25 protein-coding genes are annotated in these 24001 nt (G+C 70.7%); 14 read left to right on the top strand and 11 right to left on the bottom strand.

Features of this window, described 5'->3' with window-relative positions; all coding sequences use genetic code 11:
• Window positions 1-55 precede the first annotated feature (55 nt).
• Both QE359_RS18240 and QE359_RS18235 read left to right on the top strand, forming a co-directional pair.
• Window positions 56-475: a helix-turn-helix domain-containing protein gene (locus QE359_RS18240; RefSeq protein WP_309780470.1), complete on the top strand. Its 420-nt coding sequence runs from the start codon at window positions 56-58 to the stop codon at window positions 473-475.
• Window positions 476-521: 46 nt separating this feature from the next.
• The gene (locus QE359_RS18235) at window positions 522-1337 is read left to right on the top strand and encodes an alpha/beta fold hydrolase (RefSeq protein WP_309780240.1); all 816 of its coding nucleotides are present in this window, start codon (window positions 522-524) and stop codon (window positions 1335-1337) included.
• A gap of 7 nt (window positions 1338-1344) precedes the next feature.
• Here the strand turns inward: QE359_RS18235 and QE359_RS18230 are convergent, their stop codons facing one another.
• Complete coding sequence (locus QE359_RS18230) at window positions 1345-1980, bottom strand: TetR family transcriptional regulator (protein WP_309780239.1); 636 nt, start codon at window positions 1978-1980, stop codon at window positions 1345-1347.
• 98 nt (window positions 1981-2078) lie between these two features.
• Here QE359_RS18230 and QE359_RS18225 point away from each other — a divergent pair, with 98 nt between their 5' ends.
• The 3 genes from QE359_RS18225 (at window position 2079) to QE359_RS18215 (ending at window position 4958) form a co-directional block, all read left to right on the top strand.
• The gene (locus QE359_RS18225) at window positions 2079-2894 is read left to right on the top strand and encodes an SDR family oxidoreductase (protein ID WP_309780238.1); all 816 of its coding nucleotides are present in this window, start codon (window positions 2079-2081) and stop codon (window positions 2892-2894) included.
• Window positions 2895-3012: 118 nt separating this feature from the next.
• Window positions 3013-3777 carry an SDR family oxidoreductase gene (locus tag QE359_RS18220; RefSeq protein WP_309780237.1) on the top strand — a complete coding sequence of 255 codons (765 nt, stop codon included), beginning with the start codon at window positions 3013-3015 and terminating at the stop codon, window positions 3775-3777.
• 158 nt (window positions 3778-3935) lie between these two features.
• A complete protein-coding gene (locus QE359_RS18215) occupies window positions 3936-4958 on the top strand; it encodes an aldo/keto reductase (protein WP_309780236.1) in 1023 nt (340 codons plus the stop codon).
• 122 nt (window positions 4959-5080) lie between these two features.
• Here QE359_RS18215 and QE359_RS18210 read toward each other — a convergent pair whose 3' ends face one another.
• The gene (locus QE359_RS18210; protein WP_309780235.1) at window positions 5081-5524 is read right to left on the bottom strand and encodes a barstar family protein; all 444 of its coding nucleotides are present in this window, start codon (window positions 5522-5524) and stop codon (window positions 5081-5083) included.
• Window positions 5525-5974: 450 nt separating this feature from the next.
• Here QE359_RS18210 and QE359_RS18205 point away from each other — a divergent pair, with 450 nt between their 5' ends.
• The gene (locus tag QE359_RS18205) at window positions 5975-6346 is read left to right on the top strand and encodes a VOC family protein (RefSeq protein ID WP_070418171.1); all 372 of its coding nucleotides are present in this window, start codon (window positions 5975-5977) and stop codon (window positions 6344-6346) included.
• A gap of 42 nt (window positions 6347-6388) precedes the next feature.
• Here QE359_RS18205 and QE359_RS18200 read toward each other — a convergent pair whose 3' ends face one another.
• Complete coding sequence (locus QE359_RS18200; protein ID WP_309780233.1) at window positions 6389-6940, bottom strand: GNAT family protein; 552 nt, start codon at window positions 6938-6940, stop codon at window positions 6389-6391.
• 54 nt (window positions 6941-6994) lie between these two features.
• Entirely contained in the window at window positions 6995-7987 is a 993-nt protein-coding gene (locus QE359_RS18195) for an alpha/beta hydrolase (protein WP_309780232.1), read from the bottom strand.
• Between the two features lie 112 nt (window positions 7988-8099).
• On the opposite strand from QE359_RS18195, the gene QE359_RS18190 reads away from it, so the two are divergent.
• The 7 genes from QE359_RS18190 (at window position 8100) to QE359_RS18160 (ending at window position 15445) form a co-directional block, all read left to right on the top strand.
• Complete coding sequence (locus QE359_RS18190; RefSeq protein WP_309780231.1) at window positions 8100-9011, top strand: ABC transporter ATP-binding protein; 912 nt, start codon at window positions 8100-8102, stop codon at window positions 9009-9011.
• Window positions 9008-9871 (top strand): ABC transporter permease subunit, encoded by an 864-nt coding sequence (locus QE359_RS18185; protein ID WP_309780230.1) that lies wholly within the window; start codon window positions 9008-9010, stop codon window positions 9869-9871. Before QE359_RS18190 ends, QE359_RS18185 begins: the two co-directional genes overlap by 4 nt.
• A 2-nt stretch (window positions 9872-9873) precedes the next feature.
• Window positions 9874-11133, top strand: a complete 1260-nt coding sequence (locus QE359_RS18180) for a histidine kinase (RefSeq protein WP_309780229.1) — start codon at window positions 9874-9876, stop codon at window positions 11131-11133.
• On the top strand, window positions 11134-11781 hold the full coding sequence (locus QE359_RS18175) for a response regulator transcription factor (RefSeq protein ID WP_309780228.1): 648 nt from the start codon (window positions 11134-11136) through the stop codon (window positions 11779-11781).
• 136 nt (window positions 11782-11917) lie between these two features.
• Window positions 11918-13969 carry a transglycosylase domain-containing protein gene (locus QE359_RS18170; RefSeq protein ID WP_309780227.1) on the top strand — a complete coding sequence of 684 codons (2052 nt, stop codon included), beginning with the start codon at window positions 11918-11920 and terminating at the stop codon, window positions 13967-13969.
• A 49-nt stretch (window positions 13970-14018) separates the two neighbouring features.
• Window positions 14019-15020 carry a zinc-binding dehydrogenase gene (locus QE359_RS18165; protein WP_309780226.1) on the top strand — a complete coding sequence of 334 codons (1002 nt, stop codon included), beginning with the start codon at window positions 14019-14021 and terminating at the stop codon, window positions 15018-15020.
• Window positions 15017-15445, top strand: a complete 429-nt coding sequence (locus tag QE359_RS18160) for a MarR family transcriptional regulator (RefSeq protein WP_309780225.1) — start codon at window positions 15017-15019, stop codon at window positions 15443-15445. Before QE359_RS18165 ends, QE359_RS18160 begins: the two co-directional genes overlap by 4 nt.
• Window positions 15446-15503: 58 nt before the next feature.
• Here the strand turns inward: QE359_RS18160 and QE359_RS18155 are convergent, their stop codons facing one another.
• From QE359_RS18155 to QE359_RS18140, 4 genes are all read right to left on the bottom strand, one after another.
• Window positions 15504-16526, bottom strand: a complete 1023-nt coding sequence (locus tag QE359_RS18155; RefSeq protein ID WP_309780224.1) for an ABC transporter substrate-binding protein — start codon at window positions 16524-16526, stop codon at window positions 15504-15506.
• Window positions 16527-16537: 11 nt separating this feature from the next.
• Complete coding sequence (locus tag QE359_RS18150) at window positions 16538-17404, bottom strand: ABC transporter ATP-binding protein (RefSeq protein WP_309780223.1); 867 nt, start codon at window positions 17402-17404, stop codon at window positions 16538-16540.
• Window positions 17401-18435 (bottom strand): iron ABC transporter permease, encoded by a 1035-nt coding sequence (locus QE359_RS18145; RefSeq protein WP_309780222.1) that lies wholly within the window; start codon window positions 18433-18435, stop codon window positions 17401-17403. Before QE359_RS18145 ends, QE359_RS18150 begins: the two co-directional genes overlap by 4 nt.
• A gap of 92 nt (window positions 18436-18527) precedes the next feature.
• Window positions 18528-19607 carry an iron ABC transporter permease gene (locus QE359_RS18140; protein ID WP_229086028.1) on the bottom strand — a complete coding sequence of 360 codons (1080 nt, stop codon included), beginning with the start codon at window positions 19605-19607 and terminating at the stop codon, window positions 18528-18530.
• Window positions 19608-19635: 28 nt separating this feature from the next.
• On the opposite strand from QE359_RS18140, the gene QE359_RS18135 reads away from it, so the two are divergent.
• The gene (locus QE359_RS18135; RefSeq protein WP_309780221.1) at window positions 19636-20475 is read left to right on the top strand and encodes a siderophore-interacting protein; all 840 of its coding nucleotides are present in this window, start codon (window positions 19636-19638) and stop codon (window positions 20473-20475) included.
• 168 nt (window positions 20476-20643) lie between these two features.
• Here the strand turns inward: QE359_RS18135 and QE359_RS18130 are convergent, their stop codons facing one another.
• The 3 genes from QE359_RS18130 to QE359_RS18120 all read right to left on the bottom strand — a co-directional run bounded on the left by QE359_RS18130 (window position 20644) and on the right by QE359_RS18120 (window position 23923).
• Window positions 20644-21558 (bottom strand): carbohydrate ABC transporter permease, encoded by a 915-nt coding sequence (locus QE359_RS18130; RefSeq protein WP_083413944.1) that lies wholly within the window; start codon window positions 21556-21558, stop codon window positions 20644-20646.
• A gap of 1 nt (window position 21559) precedes the next feature.
• On the bottom strand, window positions 21560-21982 hold the full coding sequence (locus QE359_RS18125) for a sugar ABC transporter permease (protein ID WP_309780220.1): 423 nt from the start codon (window positions 21980-21982) through the stop codon (window positions 21560-21562).
• Between the two features lie 573 nt (window positions 21983-22555).
• Window positions 22556-23923, bottom strand: a complete 1368-nt coding sequence (locus QE359_RS18120) for an extracellular solute-binding protein (protein ID WP_309780219.1) — start codon at window positions 23921-23923, stop codon at window positions 22556-22558.
• Window positions 23924-24001: the final 78 nt, after the last annotated feature.

The following is a 24001-nucleotide window of genomic DNA, read 5'->3' as shown; positions in this document are numbered from 1 at the left end:
GTAGGTCAGTTTGTGCGTTCATGGTTGTTTGTGTCAGTATAGGGCCGTGAGCGAGATGCTGAGTGTCGAAGATGTGGCGGAACGTCTGAAGCTCCGCCCGCGGACCATCCGTGACTACATCCGGACGGGGCGGTTGCAGGCGACGCGGATCGGTAAGCAGTACCGGATCCGGGTCGAGGACCTCCAACTGATCGGCAGGCAGGGGTCGTCCGCCGCTGCACCGTCGACGAGTCAGCCGGGCGGTGAAGCCGCGGTCTCGGCGACGGTGGTGGTTCGCATCGAGGCCGCAGACAGCCGGCAGGAGGAACGGGTGTTCACGTTGTTGAACGTCGTGGGCGGGACCTCGGGGGTCGCGTTGCAGGTCGCACGCATACCGAAGGATGGTGCGCTCCAGGTCGTGGCGACAGGAGAGCTCGCCGGTGCGCTGGACGTCCTGACGTTCATCAGCAATGCGATGGAGGCAACCCGTGACTGAGGATCGCCGGTTCCGCAGCGCTGACGGTGCCGCCGAACTCACGCGGATGTACGACGCCCTCGTCGACGAGCACTTGCCCCACGTCGGCCGGCAAACGATCGCGACCACGATTGGGCCTGTTGCCGTGCTCAGTGCCGGTCCGAGTGACGGCCACCCCGTCGTTCTGCTGCACGGTTCCGGAGCAACAGCACTCTCCTGGGCGCCCACGATCCGACGCCTGTCCGACGAGTACCGCGTCCACGCCGTCAACCTCCCCGGGGAGCCTGGCCCGAGCACAGCAACCCGTGTTCCGTTCCGGGCGGCAGAACAGGCGGACTGGTCCGCCCAGGTCGTCCGCGCGGTGGCCGATCGTCCCGCTGCCGTCGTGGGAGTCTCGATCGGCGGATGGATCGCGACCGCGCTCGCAGCACGCAACCCTGAGCTGGTGGCTCATCTCGTGCTCCAATCCGCGAGCGGGCTCGGACCCCGTCGGGTGCTTCCGCTCGTCCTCGCCGGCGCCCTGACGGTGCTCGGCGAACGGGGGCGTCGATCTGCGCTTTCGTACCTCACCGGTCCCCACGCCGCTCCGTCGGAGCGCACGCCGATGAACCGAGACCTCGATGCCTTCTCGCTCCGGACGTTCGAGCACTTCAGGCCCCGCACCGACCCGCTCCCTGAGCACGACAGCGTTGACCTGCAGCAGATCCGCGCACGGGTCAGCGCTGCCTACGGGGAACTCGACAGGATGCTCGATGCTCGAGCCGCTGCCGACCGGATCCGAAACCTCTTCCCGGCGGCCGTCGTCGAGCTGCGAACCGGTGCCGGCCACCTGATCGGTGACCAGGCCGCGTTGACACACGAGCAACTCGCGGCATCCGGTTAGCGATGGCTCAGCGGACGGATTCCAGGGACCCAGGGCGTGCGGGTGCCGCGTCGAGGGCGCCCATCGCCCGGTCGAGGTACACCTCGTATGGTTCGGTCTGGTCTGACTCGAGCCACGCGAGCCTGGCGGCCTGCATGCATGCGAATGCGGCGCCGACGATCGCCGCGGGACGCGGGTCGTCCGGTGCGTCGGCGAGCCCGAGGCGCGTCGCCACGCGTCCGGTGAGCAGAGTCTGGAGGCGCTGCATCTTCTCAAGGTAACGGGCGGTGAGCTGCGGAGTGGTCTGCACGATGCGTTCCATCGCGTCGTTCCGGGCCCGCTGGTGGTCGTCGCGGACGTAGTCGAGGGTGATGTCGAACACCCGCCGGAGGGACGTCCACACGGACTCGTCTGTGGGCCGGGCATCGAGGGCGTCCGCCATCCGGTCGCCGAACAGGTCGTACTTGCCGATCACCAGGTCGTCCTTCGACGGGAAGTACCGGAAGAAGGTCCGCTTCGACATACCGGCGGCAGCCGCGATCTGATCCACCGTCGTCGCCTCATAGCCGTGCTCGAGGAACAGGTCCTGCGCAACCGACGTCAGCTCCGTCTGCGCCAGGCGACGTGTGCGCTCCCGGATCGGTGTCGGGGTGTCCTCGTTCATCTCCTCAGCATACCCCCAGGACGCACACTTGACACTCGGTGTCACGGACGGCGTAGGGTCTACCCAGCGTCAGACGGGCGCATGAGTGAAGGAGCGTCATGAGCAAGGTTTGGTTCGTCACCGGTTCGTCCAAGGGCTTCGGCCGGGAGTTCGTCCTCGCCGCCCTGCAGCGCGGGGACAAGGTCGCCGCGACCGCGCGGAACACCGACACCCTGCAGGATCTCGTCGACCAGTACGGCGACCAGGTCCTCCCCATCCAGCTCGACGTCACGAACCGTGACCAGGCGTTCGCCGCGGTCCAGCAGGCGCACGAGACGTTCGGGCAGCTCGACGTGGTGATCAACAACGCCGGCTACGGCCTGTTCGGTACCGTCGAGGAGATCACCGAGCAGCAGCTCCGCGACCAGCTCGAGACGAACCTGTTCGGTGTCTTCCACGTCACCCAGGCGGTCCTGCCGATCCTCCGCGAGCAGGGCTCGGGCCACATCATCCAGATCTCCACCATCGGCGGCGTCGCCGCGTTCCCGTCCCTCGGCGGCTACCACGCGTCGAAGTGGGCGCTCGAGGGCCTGACCGAGTCCCTGTCGCAGGAGGTCGCCGGGTTCGGCATCAAGGTGACTCTGGTCGAGCCCGGCGGGTTCGACACCGACTGGGTCGGCGCGTCCGCTGTCGTCGCTGACGCGCAGCCGCAGTACCAGCCCATCCACGACGCGATGGCATCGATGTCGGGCGCTGAGCAGCCCAAGCCCGTCGGGTTCGGCTCCGCGATCCTCAAGGTCATCGACGCCGAGCAGGCGCCGCTGCGGGTGTTCTTCGGCGAGCAGCCCACCCAACTCGCACCGCACGTGTACCAGCAGCGCCTGGCCGAGTGGGCCGAGTGGGCGCCCGTCTCCCGCGAAGCCGAAGGCAAGTAATACCCCTGATCCCCGGCAGGGGTGGGTTCCCCCCTTCTCCACCCCTGCCGGTTTCTCACACCCATCCGCGCCTGACGACGGTCGCCGCCCCGCGCACATACGAAAGGCACCACCGCACATGTCCGATCTCAATGGCAAAGTCGCCATCATCACCGGCGGCAGCAAGGGGCTGGGCCTCGGCCTGGCCAAGGCCTACGTCAAGGAGGGCATCGCCGTCGTCCTCACCGGCCGCACCCAGTCCACCCTCGACGACGCCAAGGTCGAACTCGAGCAGCTCGTTCCCGACGCGCGGGTCCTCACCATCGCCGGCGACAACAAGGACCACGACGTCCCCGCCTCCGTGGTCCAGACCACCGTCGACACCTTCGGCCGGCTCGACGTCCTGATCAACAACGCGCAGGAGTTCCGCACCGTCATCCCGTTCGAGGACACCACCTGGGACGACATGATCGTCACCTACGAGTCCGGCGTCTTCGCCACCTGGCGGTACATGGTCGCAGCCCTTCCGCACCTCAAGGAGACCAAGGGCACAATCCTCAACATGAGCTCCGGCGCCGGCGCGCAATCACTGCCCAACCACGCCGCGTACGCATCGAACAAGGAAGCCATCCGCTCCCTGACCCGCGTCGCCGCCCGCGAGTGGGGCCAGTACGGCATCACCGTCAACGTGATGAGCCCGTTCGTCGCCTCCGCCGAGTCCGAGCGGTGGGAACAGGAACACCCCGACGAGCTCGAAGCGGTCCTGAAGACCATCCCGCTCGGCCGGATCGGTGACGCCGAACTGCACGCCGGGAGCCTGGCCGTGTACCTCGCCTCCGGCGCCGGCCACTACATGACCGGCTCCACCTTCGACGTCGAGGGCGGCGCGTTCGTCCGCCCCTGACCCCGACTCGCACCACCACCTCGGTGCGCCGAGTGCGGGGCCGGTCGAACCCCCTCCGGCCCCGCACCCACCCAGCATCAGCACCAGCACCAGCACCAGCACCAGCACCAGCACCAGCACCACAATCGCGGCCGCAGCCGCACGGAAGGAACCACCTCGTGGAACAGCGCACCCTCGGCACCACCGGCATGAAGACCAGCGTCCTCGGCTTCGGCGCGATGAACCTCGGAGCCTGGGGCAACGTCGACCAGGCCGACGCCAACCAGCTCGTCGGCGAAGCCCTCGACGCTGGCATCACCCTCTTCGACACCGCCGACATCTACAGCGGCGGCGAGTCCGAGACCCTCCTCGGCAAGGCCCTCGGCAACCGCCGCGACGAGATCGTCCTCGCCACCAAGGCCCGCAACACGATGGACCAGCACCCGCTCGCGGGTGGAGCATCCCGCCGCTACCTCACCAAGGCCCTCGACGCCAGCCTCCGCCGACTCGGCACCGACTACATCGACCTGTACCAGATTCACCGCCCGGACTGGGACACCAGCCTCGAGGAGACCCTCGGCGCACTCACCGACTTCCAGCGCGCTGGCAAGATCCGCAACTTCGGCTCCTCCACCTTCCCCGCCCACACCATCGTCGAGGGCCAGTGGATCGCCAAGGAACGCGGCCTGTCCCGGTTCATGACCGAGCAGATCTCCTACTCGATCTTCCAGCGCGCCGTCGAGGCCGACGTCCTCCCCCTCGCGCAGCAGTTCGGCATGGGCATCCTCATCTGGAGCCCCCTCGCCAACGGCTGGCTCGCCGGCAAGATCAAGCGCGACCAGCCCGTCACCGCACACCGCGCGAACCTCGCCGGCGGCGAGTTCGACCTCTCCACCCCCGAAGCCCAGCGCAAGCTCGACATCGTCGACGGTCTGACTTCGATCGCCGCCGACCTCGGCATCTCCCTGCCCGAACTCGCCCTCGCGTTCGTGAAGACCCACCCCGCTGTCAGCACCGTCCTCATCGGACCGCGCACCCCCGAGCACCTGCGGCAGAACCTCCGCGCCGCCGACATCACCCTCGATGACGCGACCCTCGATCGCATCGACGCCCTCACCCAGCCCGGCACCGACGTCGCCCCCCAGGACCGGTACGAAGTCCCCGTCCCCGCCGTCGCCGACACCCGCCTCCGCCGCCGCTGAGCAAGACCCGCACCAGGTAGGCAGTCACAACCCTGCATCCAGTCGCCGCCTTCCGCCCCGACCTCCACACGGGAGGTCGGGGCGAAGCCGTTGCAACGACCGGCTGAACCCAAGGATCCTCTTCAGGACAAGATCGTGAGGAGCCGGTTCCCGAAGAGCGCTGCGTAGCGTCCCTGCCTCCTCAGAATGTGCTGCACATCGTCGGCTATCCGTGGGAGTCGCTGAGTGAAACGCTCGAAGCCGGAGAGGATCAGGACGAGGCCTGTCTCGGTCGCATTCCACCCGTAGTCCGCCTCGGCTACGTCTGACATGCAGTCGTTGAGCGCGTCCAGGTTCTTTCCGAAGTGGCTGGGGAACTGAAGGGCCGTCGCGAAGGCGATGTGCATCTGCTTGTCTTCTTGCCAAGCCCCGGCGTCCAGCTCGATGACCCGGTAGCCCTCGCGCCGAAGCCACGTCTCGGCATTGCGCAACGCAGCATCGTCTCGCAGCCTGCGGACGAATCCGTCGCGGGCAATCTCAAAGTCCAGCCTGTTGCCGAGGATGTCGTCGGTGGAGAACGCGGGCACGTTCGAACCGTAGTACGCGAGGAGGTCAGAGTACGGCCTCGACCGATCTCGCAAGAGCCGTCGCTGCCCATCAGCGTCTCCGACGGGGGTCCTGATGGTCGTCCGACAGCCGGTCGACTGCCGGACTCGGCGGCATCGAGAGCAGGGAATGGCTTGCCGCAAGCGAGGTCGGTGCGTCGCTGGGGCGTCTTCTCGCACTGGCCTCCGGGAGCTCCTGTCTCACATAGGTGGTCCGCGGTTCTTCGCAAGGAACGTGCGTCATGCGGACGCGTCGCTCGCCACGAGGTCCTGGGGTGCACGAAGGACCGTCCCCCCCCCCGAACCGCGACGAGCTGTACGCGCGGGCGACGAGTTGCGTGCGCTTCGACAGAAACCCCGACAGGACGGTGTCGCGGACGGCGAGGATGCTCGACCCCGGGTGGCCACGGTGGTCACCCGGGAAGGCACACCGTGGAGTTCGCATCGATCCGCATCATCACCGACGACCTGGACGGGATGGTGGCGTTCTACGAGCGCGTCACCGACACCACCGCCCGACGTCCGGCTCCGGTCTTCGCGGAGATCGTGACCGGCGGCCTCGTGCTCGCGCTCGGGACGCCGGCGACGGTCGCGGTGCTCGGCGTCGACGCGCCCCGGGCGGGTGCGGCAGGCAGCGCGATCGTCGAGTTCCTCGTGGCGGACGTGGACGCGACGTTCGACCGCCTGCAGGTGGGTCCCGCCGACGTGGTGCTGCCGCCGACGACGATGCCGTGGGGCAACCGGTCCGCGATCCTCCGGGACCCGGACGGCACGCTGGTGAACCTGTTCAGCCGTCCCGCGTGACCGTTCCGGTTCGTCGATCCCGGGGATCGCGAACCGCGACGGTCAGCGCTCGTCGTCGTCCCACGGCACCGGCGTGGTCGTGCCCGTCTCCCAGTCGCGGCGGAGCACGCCGTACCCGACCGAGGCGACGGGGCGTCCGCCCTCGACGGGCCATCCCTCGCGGTAGTGCGCCTCCTTCACCCAGCCGGCGCGGACGAACACGCGGCGCATCGCGACGTTGTCCTCGCGCGTCTGTCCCTCGAAGCGCGTGACCTCGGGCAGGGTGCCGAACACGTGGTCGGTCGTCGCGCGGAGTGCCGGGACGCCGAGGCCCTGCCCGCGGAACCGACCGGCGATCCGGAGGTCGAAGAGCGGGACGGGGTCGGCGAGGTCCTCGAGCCGGACGATCCCGACGCGGCCGAGCTCGTCGTGCTCCAACCAGGAGGTGTCGTGCTCGTCGTCGCGGTACGCACCGGCGTCGACTGCGGCCTCGGCGTCAGCGCGGGGGATGGTGCGCCGGACGTGGAACGGGAACTCCTCGCCGGTGAGGAACGCGATCAGGTCGGTGCGGTCGGCGCCGGTCGGGTCGAGCCGGACGAGCGAGACGGAGGACATGGCGATCAGGGTAGCGGCGTCGTGCTCAGCGGCGTCGTGTTCAGCGGCGTCGTGTCAGCGGGGGAGCGCGGCGGCCCAGCGGCCGACGGCGTCGTACGCGTGCTCGCGGACCTCGGGGGCGGAGAGCACGACGTCGTGCACGGCGCCGTGCAGGCGTCGGACCGTGACCTCGCTGCCCAGGGACAGGGCACGGTGCGCGACGACGTCCACGTTGAGCGCGACGTCCGCCCGCGCCATCCCGTCGTCCCACCGGGGTTGCAGCATGCTCTTGTCGCTGAGGAGGACGAGCACGGGCACCTCGAGGTCGAGTCCGGCCTCGACCGTGGCCTGGCCGTCGAACACCGCGGCGAGCCAGTTCGGGTGCAGGGGGAAGCCCCGGTCGGGTCGCCACTGCTGGTCGTACGTCCACGAGCCCTCGCCCGCGGCGGACACCGTGCGGGTGTAGAAGCCGGGGTCGACGGCGGGCATCGGCGCGAGCGGGTTCCGACGGGCGCCGAGCTTGATGACCGGCGCCACGATCGCACGGCCGACCGCGCTCGCCTGGAACTCGAGCCACGGGCTGTTCAGGATGAGACCGTCGACCCGGTCGGCGTGCCGGGCCGCCCACAGCGACAGGGTCAGACCGCCGGTCGAGTGGCCCATCGGCACGAGCCGACGACCGGTCTCGCCGTGGTGCTCCGCGGCGATGGCGTCGAGCGCGGCGCCGATGTCCCCGTCGTAGGTGGCGAGGTCGTCGACGTTCCCCGGGGTCTGCCGCGGTCGCAGGCTCCGCCCGTACTTGCGCAGGTCGAGGGCGTGGAACCGGGCGCCGAGCCGCTCGACGCGCTCCGCGAGCTCGACCTGGAAGAAGTAGTCCGACCAGCCGTGCACGTACAGCACGTCGACGCCGTGCAGCGGACCGCGTGCGTGCAGCAGGAGGTCCGCAGCGGATCGGCGTCGTCGGACGAGCGTCGCCACCACCGGTCCCTCGTGGTCCTCGCCGAGCGGGAGCTCGAGGCGCTCGAACGGCGCTCCGAGGACGTCCTCGCGCCACCCGTGGTCCGCCATCCGTCGAGCGTATCCGGAGCCCCTCCGCGTGGTACCGGGGTACCACGCAGCGCGCCCGGAGATCGGTTCCGGTGCCGATGTGCGGCGGGTGCGGTCTCCGTACGGTTGCCGCATGATCGAGATCCAGAACCTGACGAAGCGCTACGGCGAGAAGGTCGCCGTCGACGACGTGTCGTTCACCGTCCGCCCCGGGGTGGTCACCGGCTTCCTCGGCCCGAACGGCGCCGGCAAGTCCACGACCATGCGGGCCGTGATGGGCCTCGACAGCCCGACCTCGGGCAGCGCCGTGGTCGACGGGCGCCCGTACCGCGAGCTCCGCGACCCGCTCCGCCGCGTCGGGGCGCTGCTCGAGGCGAAGGCCGTGCACAAGGGCCGCAGCGCGTACGACCACCTGCGCGCCCTCGCCGCGACGCACCGGATCCCGAAGGCCCGGGTCGAGGAGGTCATCGGCACGACCGGTCTCGAGCGGGTCGCGAAGCAGCGCGTCGGTGGGTTCTCCCTCGGCATGGGACAGCGGCTCGGCATCGCCGCGGCGCTCCTCGGCGACCCGCAGACGCTCATCCTCGACGAGCCGGTCAACGGCCTCGACCCCGAGGGCGTCGTGTGGGTGCGGCAGCTCGCCCGGAGCCTCGCCGCCGAGGGCCGTGCGGTCTTCATCTCGAGCCACCTGATGAGCGAGATGGCGCTGACCGCGGACCGCATCGTCGTGATGGGCCGTGGCCGGGTCCTCGCCGACATGGACCTCGCCGACCTCGTCGCGTCCTCGACCGAGCGCTCCGTCTCCGTCCGGACGCCGGAGCCCGACCGGCTCATGACCGCCATCGCCGGTCCGGACGTCACGGTCACGTACGAGGACGACGGCGCCATGCACGTGCGCGGACTCGGCTCGGAACAGATCGGCGAGGCGGCCGCTGCGTCCGGGATCGTCCTGCACCGGCTGGCCTCCACCGAGGCGAGCCTCGAGCAGGCGTACCTCGAACTCACGCACGACGAGGTCGAGTACCGGTCGGAGGTCGCGCGATGAGCGCCACGTTGACGACCGAGCGGCCCCGCACGCTGCACCAGCACGACGCCGCACGCATCCGGTTCTCGGGCGTCCTGCACTCCGAGTGGATCAAGCTGCGGTCTCTCCGCTCCACGATCTGGAGCCTGCTCGTCCTCGTCCTCGTGCCGATCGGCATCGGCGTCCTGCTCGCCTCGCTGGCGGACGACGGGGGCCGGACAGTCACCGGGGACGCCGCCCGGAACGCGCTCGTGCAGTACAGCACCAGCGGTGCGACGATCGCCGTCCTGGTCGTGGCCGTCATCGGCGCCCTCGTCGTGACCGGCGAGTACGGCACCGGCATGATCCGGTCGACGTTCTCGGCGGTGCCCCGGCGGTGGGAGGCGCTCGCCGCGAAGGGCATCGTGCTCGCCGCGACCGTGTTCGTGACGAGCGCCGTCAGCGTGTGGGCGACGGCGTTCACGACGCTGCCGATCGCCGACGCGAACGGCGTCGAAGCCTCGCTCGACGCCAGCGTCGCGATGCCGCTGCTCGGTGCATCGGTGTACCTGACCCTCATCGCGCTGCTCGCCTTCGCCGTGGGCATCGTGCTGCGTTCCACCGCGGGGGCGATCGCCACCGTGCTCGGGCTCATGCTGGTGGCCCCGGTGGTGGTCCAGCTCGTGCAGGGGTTCACGAACGCGACGTGGCTCGGCACGCTGAACAACCTGCTCCCGCAGAACGCCGGGCAGCCGCTCATGCAGTTCGGCACCGAGGACACCTCGGGCTGGCACGACGGCGTCCTAGCCTTGGGAGGGTGGAGCGGATTCGCGGTGCTGGCGGCCTGGGTGGTCGCGGCGTCGGCGACGGCACTCGTCCTGGCGCAGAAGCGGGACGCGTGACGATGACCGAACCCGTCCCCGGCGCCGTGCACGACGGCGCCGGGGACCTCACGCTGCCCGTCGCACCCGGACGGATCCGGCGCTGGTGGGCCGGACACCCGCGTGCGGCGGACGTCCTGCTCATCCTGTTCTGGGGCGGCCCCGAGGTCGCCTTCGCGATCGGCGGTGTCTGGCGCGCGGACTCCTCGGTCACGAACACGGTCGTGGTGCTGGTCCTCGTCGGCATCGCGGTCGCGGGCATCCCGTTCCGTCGGACCCGGCCGCAGGTCACGGTCCTGGCCGGGCTCGTGTCCGTCGTCGCGATGGCGTGGACCGAGGCGGGGTACTCGCCGATGCTGTTCGCCGCCTTCGCCGCGTGCGTGTGGTGGTCGCGGGCAGCGGGGTGGTGGAGCATCGCCGTCGCGTCCGTGCTCGGTGCGGGAGCCACCGCGGTCCGGGTGTGGGTCGTGGCCCCGGGGTCGGGTGGACTCGGCGAGGTCTTCGCACCCGCGCTGCCGGCCTTCCTGGTCATCGCCGTGCTGATCGGCACGACGGCGGGGGACCGCTGCCGCTACACCGAGGCGCTCATCGACCGGGCACGCCAGCTCGCGCGCGAGCGCGATCAGCAGGCCCGTCTCGCCGCGGCAGCCGAACGCGCACGGATCGCCCGCGAGATGCACGACATCGTGTCGCACTCGGTCACGGTCATGGTCCGACTGGCCGAGGGCGTCGCGGCGGGGCTGCCGGACGACGACCCGTCCGCGACGGCGATGCGCGGCGTCGCGGACGTCGGCCGGAGCGCGATGACCGACATGCGGCGCATGCTCGGCGTGCTGTCCGAGCCGGGTGCCGGCAGCGGCGGCGCCGACGCTGCGGACTCCCTCGCCCCGCAGCCGGCCGTCCGTGACCTCCCGCAACTCGTCGACGGCTTCCGCGCGCTCGGCACCCCCGTCACGCTCGAGGTCGCCGGTGGTCCGCCGGACGACGACGCCCTGCAGCTGGCGGTCTACCGCATCGTCCAGGAGGCCCTCACGAACGTCGTGCGGTACGCCCCCCGTGCCCGCGCGGTGACCGCCACCGTGACCACTTCGTCCGACGAGGTCGTCGTCACCGTGACGGACGACGCTCGACGGACCGCCCCCGCACCGCAGATCGGTGCCGGGCGTGGGCTCGTGGGCATCCGCGAGCGCGTGCACGCCCTCGGCGGCAGCGTCCACGCCGGTCCGCGCCCCGCGGACGGCTGGGAGGTCCGGGCGACGATCCCGGTCCGGAAGGAGGCCTGAGTGATCCGCGTCGCGATCGTCGACGACCAGCAGCTCATCCGCACGGGGTTCCGGCTCCTGCTCGACGCCCAGCCCGACATCGAGGTGGTCGGGGAGGCCGAGGACGGCGCCGCCGGTGTCCAGCTGGCACGCGCCCACCACCCGGACGTCGTGCTCATGGACGTCCGCATGCCCCGCGTCGACGGGGTCACCGCGACCGCCGCGATCGTCGAGCAGCTCCCCGACACCCGCGTGCTCGTGCTCACGACGTTCGACCTCGACGAGTACGCGTTCGGCGGGTTGCGAGCGGGGGCGAGCGGGTTCCTCCTCAAGGACATCAGCTCTGCGCAGCTGCTCGACGCGATCCGTGCCGTGGCCTCGGGTGAGGCGGTCGTCTCGCCCCGCGTCACGCAGCGGATGCTCGACCTGTTCGGCACCCGGCTGCCGGATCCGGGGGACGGCGGCCCGGACCCCGCGGCCGCGCTCACACCGCGGGAACGGGACGTGCTGCTCGCGATGGCGCGGGGACTGTCGAACCAGGAGATCGCGTCGTCGCTGCACACGAGCGGGTCGACGGTGAAGACACACGTCGGCCGGGTCCTCGCGAAGCTCGGTCTGCGGGACCGCGTGCACGCGGTCATCTTCGCCTACGAGCACGGCCTCCTGTAACGATCCGTACCGCCTCGGGACCTTCCCAGCCGCCGTGACGGACTTCCCCGGGGAAGTCCCGGGTGCCGTCCGACCTCGGCTGGGACGCTCCGGGAACCGCAGCAGCGGTGATCCACACGAGGGGGAGGCCCAGGGGATGACGTTCAGACGTGCAGGAGGAGCCGCGCTCGGCTTCGTCGGCGGGAGTGTGCTCGCCGGGTTGCTGGTCGGGGTCGGCGTGACGCCGGTGCTGGCGGTGGCAGGGGTGGGGACGACCTCGGCGATCGGGGTCTTCGACTCGATGCCGGAGTACATCGAAATCGGTGAGCTGCCGCAGCGCAACGAGGTCTGGGCGTACCGCGGCGGGAAGCCGGTGCACCTGGCGAACGTCTGGGCGCAGAACCGGCAGGAGCTCAGCCTCGACCAGATCAGCGACACCCTCGAGCACGCGGCCGTCGACGGCGAGGACAAGCGCTTCTACGAGACCGGCGGCGTCGACGCGACGAGCATGGTCCGGTCCCTCGTGAGCGTGGTCGCCGCGGGCGGCAAGGGCGGCTCCGGCGGGTCGACCATCACGATGCAGCTGGTGCGGAACATCAAGATCCAGCAGGCGAGCGAGCTCCCGACGGCCGAGGAGCGGGACGCCGCGTACAAGGAGGCGACGAAGCGTTCCGCGCAGCGCAAGCTCGCCGAGATGAAGCTGGCGATCGGCCTCGCGAAGGAGTACTCGAAGCAGGAGATCCTGTCGGCGTACCTCAACATCGCGTACTTCGGCGACCAGACGTACGGGGTGCAGGCCGCCGCGCAGCGCTACTACGGCAAGGACGCCACCGACCTGTCCCCGGCCGAGGCCGCGTCGCTCATCGCGATCGTGCAGTGGCCGGAGCGGCGGGACCTGTCGCGCCCGAGCCACTCCGCCGACAACGTCGCCCGCCGCGACGTCATCCTCCGGTCGATGCACGACCAGGGGCACCTGAGCCGTGCCGAGCTCACCGAGGCACTGGCGTCGAAGCCGGCCGAGTACGTCCGACTGACGCCCCCGCAGCAGGGGTGCGAGGCCGTCGCCCGCGGCGCCGAGTTCTTCTGCCAGTACGCGGTCGAGGCCGCGCGGGAACTACCGCAGCTCGGCCCGACGCAGGACCGCCGCGACGACGCCTGGCGGAAGGGCGGCTACCGCGTGCAGACGACCCTCGACCTCGACCTGAACGGGCAGCAGAAGGCGCTGCTCGACCGCTACGACCCGGCCAGTGAGTCCCGGTTCGCCCTCGGCGCCACGCTGGACACGGTCGAGGCCGGGACCGGTCGGGTCCTGACGATGGCGCAGAACAAGGACTACGACCGCTCGTCGAACGCGCCCGCGAGCGCGACCTCGCTGAACTACGCCACCGACGAGGCGAACGGCGACTCGACCGGGTTCCAGGTCGGCTCGACCTACAAGATGTTCACGCTCCTGCAGTGGCTGGCCGCCGGCAGGAGCCCGGACGCGGTCGTCGACGGTACCCGGCACGGACGGAGCACGTGGACGCAGTGCGGGCAGCCGATCGACCGGTACTGGAACCCGAAGAACGACTCACCGGGGCAGACCGGCCCCTTCACCGTCCGCGCAGCGACGGCGCAGTCGGTGAACGCCGCCTACGCATCGATGGCCGAGCAGCTCGACCTGTGCGACATCCGCGACACCGCGGCGGCGCTCGGCGTGCACCCGGCGACCGGGGGAGCCCTGCCGGCGAACCCCGCAGCCGTGCTCGGCACGACGAGCATCGCGCCGCTCACCATGGCGGCCGCGTACGCCGGCGTCGCGAACGGCGGCGTGTACTGCGCGCCGGTCGTCATCGACGAGGTGACCTCGCGGGACGGCGAGCAGCTCGGCGGCCAGCAGCGCTCGTGCCGGCAGGCGGTCCCGACCGCCGTCGCGACCACCGCGTTCGAGGTGATGCAGGGCGCGTTCCGCGGCGGCACCGCGAGCGGCGGGCAGACCCCGGACGGTGCGACCCTGTTCGGCAAGACCGGCACCACGGACGACGCCGACCAGATCTGGCTCATCGGCGGGACGACCCGCGCGGTGACGGCCTACTGGCAGGGGAACACCGACGGCGGGAAGGCGAACCTGCGCCACTTCGACAACGTCGAGGGGACGTACGCGAGCACCCGTGCCGCCGTGTGGCGGCAGGCGCAGACGGCGGTCAACGCGGCGGTACCCGTGGGGTGACCGGAAGGAATCGCTAGAAGTATCTTCCGTGGAATGCTAATCTCGACGAATGGAAGACACGATGCGCGCGATCGTCCTCGACGCCCCCGGCTCGCCCGAGGCACTGCGGATGCGGACCCTGCCGATCCCCGACCCCGAGCCGGGCTGGGTCCTCGTCCGGGTCGAGGCGTTCGGTCTGAACCGGTCGGAGCAGCACTTCCGGCAGGGGCTCGGATCGTTCGGCTCCTTCCCGCGGGTGCCCGGCATCGAAGCCGTCGGTCGGGTCGTCCGGGCACCCGGTGGCGAGTTCGCCGAAGGGCAGCAGGTCGCCGCGCTCATGGGCGGCATGGGGCGCACGATCGACGGCGGCTACGCGGAGTACACCTGCGTCCCGGTGTCGAGCGTCGTCCCGTTCCGCAGCGACCTCGACCCCTCGGTGCTCGGTGCGCTGCCCGAGATGGTGCAGACCGCGTACGGGTCCCTCACCACGGGCGTCGACCTGCGTGACGGCGGGTCGCTCCTCGTCCGGGGTGGCACGTCGTCCGTCGGGCTCGCGGTCGCGGTGCTCGCGAAGGAGCGCGGTGCGACGGTCTTCTCGACGACGCGGTCGGCGGCCAACGCGGACGTCCTGCACGCCGCCGGCGTCGACCACGTGCTCATCGACGACGGCAGCGTGGCCGACCAGGTCCGCGCGGTGCTGCCTGGCGGTGTGGACGGCGCGGTCGAACTCGTCGGCACCGGTGCGCTCCGGGACACGCTGCGGGCCGTCGCCGTGCACGGCACCGTGTGCTTCACGGGCATGCTCTCGGACGAGTGGACCGTTCCGGACTTCTACCCGAACGACTTCATCCCGAACGGCGTCCGGCTCACGGCGTACTCGGGCGACGCGGCAGACCTGCCGGCGGCCGTCCTGCAGCGCGTGGTGGACGCCGTCGCCGTGGGGACCCTGTCGTTCCCGATCGGGCGCGTCCACGACTTCACCGAGGACGGCGTCGTCCAGGCGCACCGCGACATGGAGACCGGAGCCGTCCGCGGCAAGCTGGTCGTCCGCGTCGACGGGGCACAGCGATGACCCCGGCGGACCGCCTCGGCTTCTTCGACACCCTGGTGCGGAGCCAGATCGAGCTGTGGAACGCCGTCGACCATTCCGTCACCGCGGCGAGCGGCATGTCGCTCGGGCTCGCGACGGCACTGCGAGTGGTCGACGAGCTGGCCGGGGCGGCGCGGGTGCAGGACGTCGCCGACACGGTGGTCATCACCGTCGGCGCGGCGAGCAAGATCGTCGACCGGCTGGAGCGCGACGGGTTCGTCCGTCGTGTCCCCAACCCGGACGACCGGCGCTCGTCGCTGATCGAGGTCACCCCGCGGGGAGCGGGAGCACTCGCGCTGGCGCTGGACGCGCAGCACGAGGTGCTCGCGCGCGCGACGGCGGGCGTGGACGACGAGCGTCTGGTGGCGGCGGGCGCGGTGCTCGGTCGCATCCGGGCCGAGGCGTGACGGACGGGAGGCGCGGTGCCAGCTGGCACCGCGCCTCCCGTCATCCACCTGGTGGCGACTAGGACAGCTTCTTGCTGTCCTCGAGCCAGCCCGCGAGCTTCGTCATGTAGCCGGCCTGCGAGGCGTAGTCGAGCGCCGGGAAGGTCCAGCTGTGGACCTGGCCGGCGTCGAGCGCCGCGTTGTCGGCGAACGTCGGCTGCTTCTCGAGGTCGGCGACCTGGTAGCCCTGCTGTGACAGCAGGATCACGTCACCGGTGATCTGCCCGGCGTTCTCCCACGAGTAGACGCCCCAGTAGAAGCCCTTGGGCTTCGGGTTCACGAAGTCGACGCCGAAGGACGTGTACATCTGCAGCGTCGGCTCGTCGCTCGGGCGGGTGACGTAGGCGCCGTCGCCGTCGGCGTACATCGAGACGACCGAGAGGTCGGACTCCTTCGCGGCCTTCTCGAGGTCGTCCGCTGCGGTCTCGAAGCGGTCCTCGGCCGCGTCGACCGTGGACTCCTTCGCACCGAGCGACTCGGCGAGGTCGGCGATGGTCGTGATGACGTCCTCGCCCTTGCCGCCCCACTTGACCTGGGCGACCGGAGCGATCGCCTGGACCTGCTTCTGCTGTTCCTTGTCCTTGAAGCCGTAGCCCGGCTGGGTGGTGTCGAGCGTGCCCTTCTCGTCCGTCGGGTAGACCGAGGTGACGACGAGGTCGGGCTTCAGCGCGGCGAGCTGCTCGAGGTCGATGTCGCCGTAGGCCTCGCCGAGCTGCGTGATGCCGTCGGTGTCGAGGTCGTCGAAGCGGGCGTCCTTCGCCATGGTGAGCTGCCCGAAGGTGCCGACCGGCTTGAGCCCGTACTCGATGAACGAGATCGCGATGTCGTTGAGCACGACGACGCGCTTCGGGGTGTGGTCGACCTTGACGGTCGTGCCGGTGGCGTCCTTGTACGACCAGGCGCCGTCGGCCGCGGCGCTGCTGCCACTGCCGGCGCTGTCGTCGGAGCTGTTCGTGCTGGAGCAGCCGGCGAGGAGGAGGGCCGAGACGGCCACGGAGGTCACGAGGGCGGCGCGGAAGGAGCTGCGGCGGAAGGTCTTCACGTTAGGAGAGGCTAACCTAAGTTGAGCGCGCCCGCCAGTTCGTCGTGGCGGACCACGTCGTGCTCGTCGGCCTCGGGGACGATCATCGGGGCCCCGGTCACCGGGTCGGCGACGACGCGGGCGTGCAGCCCGAACGCGCGTTCCAGCAGCTCCGGCGTGAGGACGTCCGCCGGGGTGCCGTCCGCTGCGACACCGCCCTCGTGCAGGACCACGAGCCGGTCCGAGTACCGGGCCGCCAGCGTCAGGTCGTGCAGGACCATGACGACGGTCGATCCCTGTTCGCGGTTGAGGCGCCGGACCAGCCGGAGGACCTCGAGCTGGTGCGCCAGGTCGAGGTAGGTCGTCGGTTCGTCGAGCAGGAGGGTCTCGGCCTGCTGGGCGACCACGAGTGCGATCCACGCGCGCTGCCGCTGCCCGCCCGACAGGCTCGCGACGTCCCGGTGGGCGACCTCGGTCAGACCGGTCGCCGCGATGGCCTGCTCGGCGACGTCGGCGTCGTCGGCGGTCCACGGCTTCGCCCACGACTGGTGCGGGTTCCGGCCGCGCATCACCAGGTCGAGCACGCTCGTCCCGGCCGGGGCGACGGGGGACTGCGGGAGGATCGCGAGCTTCTTCGCGACCGCTCGGTTCGACTCCCGGCGGATCGGGGTCCCGTCGAGGTGGACCTCGCCGGCCTGCGGCTTGAGCACCCGCCCGAAAGCCTTGAGGAGCGTGGACTTCCCGCAGCCGTTCGCGCCGAGGAACGTCGTGACGGTGCCCCGCTCGATCCGCAGGTCGAGGTCGGAGAGGACGGGGTGCCGGTCGTAGCCGACCGCGAGCCCGCGGGCCTCGAGCACGGGGACGGTGGTGCCGGGCGTGGTGTCCGGGGTGCGGGTCATCGGGACATCTCCTTGCGGTGACGGATGAGGAGCCAGATCAGGTAGGGGGCGCCGATCACCGTCGTGATGATGCCGACCGGCACCTGCCACGGGAACGCCGACCGGGCGAGCAGGTCCGCGGCGAGGACGAGGGCGGCACCGAGCGCTCCGGCGAGCAGCAGGGGTGGACGGTTCGTGCCGGCGAGCCGGAGCCCGACCTGCGGGACCACGAACGCGACGAAGCCGACCGGGCCGGCCGCGGCGACGGCGGCGGCGGTCAGGACGACCGCGAGCGCGATCACGACGAGTCGGTGTCGCTGCACGGCCAGGCCGACCCCGGTCGCGACCTCGTCGCCGAGCTGCCCGATGCCGAGGGCGGCGCTCGTGGCCAGGGCCAGGGGGACGGCGATCGCGGCGACCACGAGCAGCGGCCAGACGCTCGACCACGAGGTGCTCGACAGGCTGCCGACGAGCCACTGCGAGGCCGCCGCTGCCGCCGTGATCTTCGCGCGGACGAGCAGGTAGCTCGTGACGGCGTCGAGCGTGGCGCTCACCCCGATGCCGACGAGGATCAGCCGGTAGCTCTGCACGCCGCCGCGCCACCCGAACCCGTACACCGCCGCGGCCGCGAGGAGCGCACCGATCGTCGCGGCCACCGGGATGCCACCGCCGAGGACGATCGCCGAGACCGAGTACGACCCGCCGCCGAGCACGATCGCGGCCACCGCTCCGACGCTCGCGCCGGAGGTCACCCCGATGATGTCGGGCGTCCCGAGGGGGTTCCGCGTGAAGGTCTGGGTGAGGGCGCCGGCGACGCCGAGGGTCAGGCCGACGAGTGCGCCGGTGAGGACGCGGGGGAGGCGCAGGGTGGAGACGATGAAGGCGTCCGGTCCCGTCTCGAGCCCGAACAGCGAGCGAAGGACCGTGACCGGGGCGATCCAGGTCGAGCCGATCGCGACACCGAGGACGATCAGGACGCCGACGGCACCGAGCGCTGCGACCGTGTACCAGAAGACGCGGGGGCGCCAGGCGAGCCCGACGGGACCCACCACGACGCCGCGACGGCCGGCAGCGGCGTGCGCACGGGGGTGTGCTCCCGTGCGCGCCTGCGCCTCCGTGCGCGTTCGCGCCTGCTCCGCCGCGCTCACAGCGACACCAGCGATCGGCGACGTGCGACCGCGACGAACACGGGCCCGCCGATGACGGCCAGGACGATGCCGACCTCCACCTCGGCGAAGCCGCCGATCAGGCGACCGACCACGTCCGCGAGCACGACGAGCGCCGCACCCACGAGCGCGGACACCGGCAGGGTCCAGCGGTGCCCCGTGCCGACGAGCGCCCGGGCGACGTGCGGCACCGTGAGGCCGACGAACCCGATCGGCCCCGCGGCGGCGGTCGCCCCGGCGGCGAGCAGCGTGATGCCGCCGAGTCCGACGAGCCGCGCGACGAGCACGTTCTCGCCGAGGCCCTTCGCCAGGTCCGTCCCGAGCCCGAGTGCGTCGAGCGCCCGCACGTTCAGCACGGCGAGCACGAGTCCGACGACGAGGAACGGCCAGACCGCTCCGAGGACGTCGAGCTGCCGTGCCGCGAGCGACCCGACGACCCACAGGCGGTACGCGTCGAGCGAGTCCTGGTCGGTGAGCACCACGAACGACGTCAGGGCACCGAGCAGCGCTGAGACCGCGGCGCCGGCGAGGGCGAGGGGCACCGGGCTCGCGGTCCCGCTGCCCGCGATCGTCACCGAGAACACGACCACGCTCGCCACGAGGGCCCCGACGAGCGCGAACCACACCGTGGCGCCCGTGCTCGTGATGCCGAACACGTAGACGCCGATCACGACCGCGAGGCCGGCACCGGACGAGACGCCGAACAGGCCGGGGTCGGCGAGCGGGTTCCGGGTGTGCCCCTGCATGAGCAGGCCTGCGATCCCGAGCGCTGCTCCGACCGCGGCACCGATGAGGGTGCGGGGGATTCGGGAGCCCCAGACGATCGCCTCGTCCGTGCTGCTGCCGGTGCGCATGAGCCCGTCGAGGACGCGGTCGGCGCCGATCCGGTTGCTGCCGAGGAGCAGGCTCGCGACCGCCACCAGGGCGAGCACCACGACGAGGGCGACGATCACCAGGGCCCGGCGTCGGACGGCGGTTCGGTGCACGCCGAGCGCGTCGGTCGGACGCGTGGCGGGGGCCTCCCGGACGGGAGCCAGGGTGGGGATGGGGGCTGGCACGGAGATCATCTTAGGTTAGCCTTGCCTCATGGCGAAGATCCCGCGGCTCCTGCCCGAGAACCCCCGGCTCTTCCGCGCGCGGGTCGTCCGCACCGACCGGGTCACCCCGTCGATGCACCGCGTCACGGTCACCGGCGACGACCTGCACGAGTTCCGGTACCTCGGGTTCGACCACTGGTTCCGCCTGTTCGTGCAGCGCCCGGACCAGGACGCCTTCCGGATGCCCGACCTCGACGGCACCAAGTGGTGGCCGACCTACCTCGCCATCCCCGAGGACGTCCGGCCGCACTGCGCGAACTACACCGTCGCGGCCTTCCGCTGGCTCGCCGACGGCACACCTGAACTCGACGTCGACTTCGTCGTGCACACCGACGCGGACGGCACCCCCGAGGGCCGCGCAGCCATCTGGGCCTGCGACGCCCGCCCCGGTGACGAACTCGCGATGCTCGACCAGGGCTGCATCTTCGACTGCCCGCCCGACACGAGCGAGGTGCTGGTCGCCGCCGAGGAGACCGGGCTCCCCGGGGTCGTCGGCATCGCCGCCTCGCTCCCGCGCGACGCGGTCGGCCGCATCATCCAGGAGGTCCCGTCCAGAGGCGACGTCCGCCCCCTCGACGCTCCCACGGGTGTCACCGTCACCTGGATCGTCCGCGACGAGGTCGCCCCGCACGCGGTCCCGGGTCGGGCGGCGCTCGCCGAGCTCCAGCGGCACGTCCCGGCCGACGATCGCGGCTACGCCTTCGTCGTGGGCGAGTCGACGCTCGCGACGGAGGGACGTCGACACCTGCACCGTGCCGGCCTGCCGAAGTCCCGGATCACGTTCTCCGGCTTCTGGAAGCACCAGGCCCGCGAGTCCGTCTCCGCCTGACCCGCACCGGGCCCGTTCCGATCGGGCGTGCCGGATGCACCTGATCGATTCGGGTGTACTGCTACGAAAATACGGACCAGGTACGCCCGTTCCGGCCAGGTACGTTCCCACATGCGAGACGGGAGGGACGGTGCCAGCTGGCACCGTCCCTCCCGTCCTGTGGTCGCGTCAGCCCTTGAGGCCGGAACCCGTCACGCCCTCGACGATCTGCCGCTGGAAGATCAGGTACAGGATGATCAGCGGCAGCGCCGCCAGGATCGCCCCGGCCTGGATGTCCGCGTAGCGCTGACCGAAGCTGCCCTGGACCGTGGCGAGCCCGACCGGGATCGTCATGAGGTCCGGGTTCGACAGCACGAACAGCGGCAGCAGCAGGTTGTTCCAGACCCCGACGAACGTCAGGATCGCCACCGCCGCGATGACCGGACGCGAGAGCGGCAGGATCACCGACCAGTAGATCTTCCACATGCCGGCGCCGTCGATGCGCGCCGCCTCCTCGAGCTCCCGGGGGATGCCGTCGAAGAACTGCTTGAAGATGAACACCGCGATCACGGCGGGCACCTGCGGGAAGATGACCGACCAGTAGGTGTTCAGCAGGCCGACCGAGTTGAGCTCCTGGAAGATCGGGATGATCAGGACCTGCGTCGGGATCATGATGCCCAGGATGATGAGCAGGAACGCGACGTTCCGCCCGCGGAAGGCGAGCCGGGACAGCGCGAACGCCGCCATCGACGCGAACAGCACCGTCAGGGCGGTCGTCACGAGGCTCGTGATGCCGCTCGCCAGGTACCAGTTCCAGATGTCGCCGGCCTGGAACAGTGCCGCGTAGGAGTGCAGCGTCGGGTTCCAGTTCGACAGGATCGAGTTGGCGCCGAGGGCCGCGACGCCGTTGTCGGACAGGGACGTCTTCAGGGCGAACAGGCTCGGGATGAGCCAGATCACGGCGAAGACGCCGAGGATGATGCCGGCGACGAGGTTGAAGCCCTTGCCGGAGACGCCGATCTTGGCGGCGTTCGCCGGTGCCGCCGCGGAGACCCCGGTGCGGAGCTTCGGGCGGTCGGTCGTGATGCTCTCGGTGGTGGTCACGTCAGGCACCCATCTCTCGCTTGGCGGCAGCGCGCTCGACGATCTGCCGGATGATCGCGATCGCGACGATCACGATGAACAGGAGCACCGATGCGGCCGATGCTGCGCCGAGTCGGTTGTCGGTGAAGCCGACGCCGGTGATGAGCTGCAGCGAGACCTGGGTCGAGATGCCCGGTCCGCCGTTCGTCATCAGGTACACCTGGTCGAAGATCTTCAGGCTGGCGATGATCTGCAGCAGGATGACCAGGGTCGTGGTGCGGCCGAGCAGCGGGAGCGTGATCGACTTGATCTGCTGCCAGTTCGACGCGCCGTCGACGGCCGCCGCCTCGTACAGTTCGCGCGGGATCTCCTGCAGGCCAGCCAGGTAGAGCACGAAGTTGAAGCCGAGGGTCCACCAGACCGTGGCGATCGCGACACCGATCATCGCGGTGTTCGGGCTCGCCAGGACACCGGCGCCGGGGGGTCAGCCCGAGGGCCGACTGGATCGACGCGAACAGACCGGTCGCGGGGGTGAAGATGAACACCCAGATCAGCGAGATCGTCGCCGACGGCAGGATGAACGGCAGGAAGAACGCCAGTCGGAAGAACCACTGACCGCGGTTCATCCGGTTCGTCAGCACGGCGAAGAGGAACGCCAGGATGACGAGCGGCGGCGTCGTGTAGAGCGTGAACTGCAGGGTGTGCCAGAGCGACGACCAGAAGTCGTCACGGCCGAGCATCTCGGCGTAGTTCGCGAACCCGGCGAAGCTGCCGAGCCCGGTGCGGACCGTCGAGGTGTTGAAGAAGCTCGACACGATCATCCACACCGTGGGGCCGAGCAGGAAGGCCAGGTAGAACAGGCCGAAGGGGGCGAGGAAGAGCCACCCCGTGCGGCCCTGGCCGCGCGTGAGGCTGGTCCGGAAGGAGCCGGCCCGGCGTGCACGCGGCGCCGTGGTGGCGTCGGTGGGCCGGTCGAGGACAGGTGCTGTGGTCACGTCATCGTGCCTTTCGCGCGGGCTTACAGCGGGCTCGGGGTGTTGAGGTAGGTGGACAGCTGGGACTTGATCGCGGACATGGCCTGCGCGGGGGAGCTGCTGCCCTGCTGGATGAGGGCGAGCTGGGCGCCGACCGTGTTCTCGAAGGTCGACCCCGATCCGCCGTACCAGGCCGGGTCGTCGAACACCGCGGTCTCGGCGGCCGAGGCGTAGTTCGCCTGCGGCTCGAGCTTCTTGTACGCTGTGCTGTCGTAGGTCGGCAGGTAGGCGGGCACGTGGCCGCCCTGTGCCCACGTGAGGCTCTGCTCGAGCATCTGCTTGATGAAGAGCATGTGCGCCTTGCGTTGCTCCGGGGTGCGGTCCTTCCTCGGCAGGATGAAGGTGTGCGAGTCGGCCTGCGCTGCGGGCTTGTCGAAGAGCTGCGGGATCGGCGCCATGCCGAACTTGAGACCCTTGATGGACTGCGCCGTGCTGATCTCCCACTCGCCCTGCATGAAGAAGCCCGCCTTGCCGGTGAACATCAGCGTCTGCGCGGTGGCGTAGTCGAGGCCCTTGTTGAGCCAGCCGTTCTTCACCCACTTCTGGGTCATGTCGGTGACCTTCGTGTACGCGTCCTCGTTGACGGTGAGCTTCGCGCCGCCGTCGCTGATGAACGGCGTCGCACCGTCGATCTGGTTGTACATCGTCCAGAAGAACCGCCACGGGGTGGCGATCTCGCTGACGTTGGCGACGTTGAGGGCCGTGCCGCCGGTGACCTTCGCGACCGCGGCGAGCGCGCTCTCGAAGGCATCGATCCCGGTCAGGTCCTTGAGCTTGCCGTCGCTGTCGATGAGGCCGGCCTTCTGACAGACATCAACGTTGTAGAAGAGGACGAACGGGTGCGTGTCGAGCGGCACGCAGATGTTCTTGCCGTCGGTCTTCTGCGCCGTCCAGGCCTTCTGGTTGAAGTCGCTGGCGCTCAGTCCGACGCTCGCCAGGTCGTCGCTCGTGATCGGGTCGAGCAGGTCGCCGTCCCAGAGCGGCTTCGCGCGGGTGAGGTGGGCGATCGCGACGTCCGGCGGCTTGTTCCCGACGGTGGCCAGTGTGACCTTGGAGTAGTACGGGTTGCCCCACGCGAACGTGGTCGCCTGCAGCGAGGACGAGCCGCCGTGCTGCTTGGCGTAGCCGGCCTCCATCTCCTGCATGCGGAGGCCGTCACCGCCGCCGAACAGGTTCCAGAAGACGAGCGTCTCCGGGTTGAGCGGTGCACCGGCGATGCCGGCGGCGAGGGGGCTGGAGCAGGCGGCGAGCGGCAGGACCGTCGCGGCGGCTGCGCCGGCGGCGAGGAGGCTCCGCCGTGTGAAGGCGCCGCCTCGTGGGTGCGGGGTGGGTACGGGGATTCGGTTCGGCATGGCATCACTCCATCGGGACGGGCCGAGTCGGAGCAGGGTCGGTGCTCCGTGAGCGCTCACATTAGCGCGCGTCCCGGC

It is taken from the genome of Curtobacterium sp. SORGH_AS_0776 (assembly GCF_031453355.1).
Lineage (GTDB): Bacteria > Actinomycetota > Actinomycetes > Actinomycetales > Microbacteriaceae > Curtobacterium.
The sequence above is the reverse complement of the archived record's forward strand: the minus strand, read 5'-3'. Positions and strand labels throughout refer to the sequence as shown.